The organism is Streptomyces milbemycinicus, from assembly GCF_002154605.1.
Lineage (GTDB): Bacteria > Actinomycetota > Actinomycetes > Streptomycetales > Streptomycetaceae > Streptomyces > Streptomyces milbemycinicus.
Map to the genome: position 1 here is coordinate 1 of NZ_MUNE01000656.1, position 2,824 is coordinate 2,824.

Here is a 2,824-nt window from a genome sequence, read left to right on the forward strand (position 1 = left end):
GGCCTGGTACCAGGCCCACAGCCCCGGGTCGCGCACCACCCCGCGCTTGAGCGTGATCCGGTTCCACGAGTGGCGCAGCGGCAGTTGGTGGACCGAGTCGTTACGGCCGCCCTCCGGGTAGCTCACCACCTCCAGCTGCGCGCCGAGCCCGGTGACCTCCTGGAACGCGCCGGAGGCGGCCAGTGGCAGCAGCAGCGCCTGCGCGGGCGGCAGATACGCGTCGCCGGGGTCGAGGGTGACCAGGAAGCGGTATTTGGGCAGTGGATCCAGGGTCATGCCTCGATCACCTCCAGACCTCGGTCCTGGCCGAGTACGAGACGCAGCCGGATGAACTCCATCGGGACGGCCGGGGCGACCTCGATCTCGCAGACCAGCTGCCCCGGGTCCTGTTCGGGCGGGTTGTTCGTGTCGTCGCACACCACGCGGAACGCCTGCTCGGGCCGGTCGCCGGCGAGCGCCCCGGCCCGGAAGGCCGACAGGAGTACGGAGGTCAGCGCCCGTACCAACGTCAGCCTCAGCTCGGGCGAGTTGACGTCGAACACCAGCGGGCTCGCCACCCGCCGGATGGCGCGCACCAGCAGATGCACCAGTCGGCGGTGCGCGATGTAGCGGGTGCCCGGGTCGGCGGACAGGGTGCGTCCGCCCCACACCATCAGCCCCCGCCCGCGGGTGCAGCGGATCAGGTCGAGCCCCGCGTCGAAGAGCCGGACCTGCTGCGGCTCGGGGTACTCGGCCGCGAGGTCGACCGCCTCCAGGATCACGGCGCCCGCGGGCGTGTGGTGCGCCCCGCGCTCGGCGTCGAGGCGGGCGATGACGCCCAGGACGTGCCCGGACGCCGGGACGGTCCGCAGGGCCTGTCCGTCGGGGGTGCGCAGCGGCGGGTGGTAGACGGCGGCGCAGCCGAGCAGCGCGCTGTCGCCGCCGGCCGCGAGCGAGCCCGCCCAGTCGACCGCCTCGTCCACGGAGGACAGCCGGGGCGGTACGTCCAGGACGGCGAGGCGGTCGTGCAAGGGTGCCACGCTCCGCAGCAGTTCCAGCACCAGCTCGGTGTGCGCGCTGCCGGACAGGTCCGCGCCCAGGTCGGGCAGCGCCACCAGCGCCGGTTCCGGCAGTTCGGCCTGGAGCGTCACGGCGTCCGCGTACTCGCCGCGGGTGGGCGGCGATTCGGCGCCGCCCGTGAGCGTCAGGTCCCAGGACATCGAGATCGGGCCGGGCCGCCCCGGTGGCGGTGGCGGCCCGTCCGGGATCAGCCGGATATAGCGGGATGCGGTCAGCCGGTCGGCCACATCGGCGAGCGGCAGTCCGGCGAAGGTCTCGGGCGCCTCGCCGGGCATCGTGATCCGTACGCCCACGCCGGCCGGCCCGGCGACCGTGCTGGCCTGGTAACGGATCGCGACGCGCCCGCCGTTGGCCCAGGCTCCGGGGCTGGTGGCGACCACCTGGAAGTCCGTGGCGGCCAGGCCGCCGAGCGGACCGGCCGGCCACCGGGTCCGGGCCGTGGTGGCCGGCCCGGACACCCGGAGCACCCAGGCGGTGCGGCCGCCGTTCTCGAAGAAGCCGCGCAGCGCGTACGGGGTGGCGAAGGCGCCGTCCGGCGGGCCGAAGGCGCCCACGACATCGTTCCAGCTCTCCACGCGCACCGGAGTGGCGACCGGGCCCCGGCGGAGCCGGCCCAGGAACGCCGCCACATCCGTGCGCAGCGGCTCGGTGTCCGAACCGCGTGGCCGGTACGTCAGGGATACCCCGGGGAGCGCTTCGCCGACCATGTCAGACGTCGATCTCCAGCTTCTCGACCGCCAGGACAAGGGTCTCCATGGCGATCTCGTTCTTGGTGGCGCTGAGCGTCGGGCCGGTGTACTTGGTCGGCCAGCCGCGGTCGAAGTTCCAGCGCATCGTTTCCTGGCGGTTCTCGTCCAGCAGCACGATCGAGCCGGAGGTGCGCCGCACCTTGCCGTTGAGCGCTTCGACCACCCAGTTCCAGAAACCGACGTGGCCGGTGATGCCGCGTTTGAAGGTGAGGTTGGTGAACTTCTTCAGCCCCGGGATCTTGCGGACGGTGATGTCCTCGCTCCCGGTGCGGTACTCGATCGGCGGAACCTCCAGCTCCAGCCCGCTCACCTCGGTGAAGGACCCGCTCACCGCGACCCCGTCGTCGCTGACGTTGGTCACGATGATCTGGAAGTTATAGGACGCGTATGGATCGTCCCTGGTAACGGGCGGCATGGTGGCCTCTCCTCGGGCGCTCAGGCGAGTTGGGTCTCGCGGGTCTTCTGCTGGATCCGGAAGATCACGAACTCCGCCGGGAAGACCGGCGCGACACCGATGACGCAGATGAGCCGGCCGTTGGCCAGGTCGTCCTCGGTCATCGTGGTGCGGTCGCAGGCGACGAAGAACGCCTCGTCGGGGGTGGTGCCGGCGAGCGCGCCGCTGCGCCAGACCGTGGTGAGGAAGTTGGTGACGGTCTGGCGGACCAGGGCCCACAGCGCCTCGTCGTTCGGCTCGAACACCNNCGACTCCTCCAGGTAGAGGAACAGCCGCCGGACATTGATGTACTTCCATGAGCTGTCCGAGGAGAGCGTGCGGGCGCCCCAGACCCGGTGGCCCATCCCGGGGAAGAACCGCAGCGCGTTGATGCCCTTGGGGTTGAGCAGGTCCTGATGACGCTTGGTGATGTCCTGGGCGATGCCGTCGGTGAGCCGGATGCCCCGGATGACGGCGTTGGCGGGCGCCTTGTGCACCCCCCGCTCCACGTCCACGCGCGCGTAGATCCCGGCCATGTGGCCCGAGGGCGGCACCTCGACATCGCGGCCCGTCGCCGGGTCGC

The 2,824-nt window shown here is 71.8% G+C and carries 4 protein-coding genes; all 4 read right to left on the reverse strand.

What is annotated here, in order from left to right:
- A partial coding sequence (locus CCN51_RS41720) for a phage tail protein (protein ID WP_143676061.1) occupies positions 1–276 on the reverse strand: 276 nt, incomplete at its 3' end.
- Complete coding sequence (locus CCN51_RS41725; RefSeq protein ID WP_014173102.1) at positions 273–1,766, reverse strand: phage tail sheath family protein; 1,494 nt, start codon at positions 1,764–1,766, stop codon at positions 273–275. The genes CCN51_RS41725 and CCN51_RS41720, both read right to left, overlap by 4 nt.
- 1 nt (position 1,767) lies before the next feature.
- Positions 1,768–2,223: a phage tail protein gene (locus tag CCN51_RS41730; RefSeq protein WP_014173103.1), complete on the reverse strand. Its 456-nt coding sequence runs from the start codon at positions 2,221–2,223 to the stop codon at positions 1,768–1,770.
- Between the two features lie 20 nt (positions 2,224–2,243).
- Positions 2,244–2,824: phage tail sheath family protein (locus CCN51_RS41735; RefSeq protein ID WP_245881787.1), on the reverse strand; the 581-nt coding region annotated here is incomplete at its 5' end.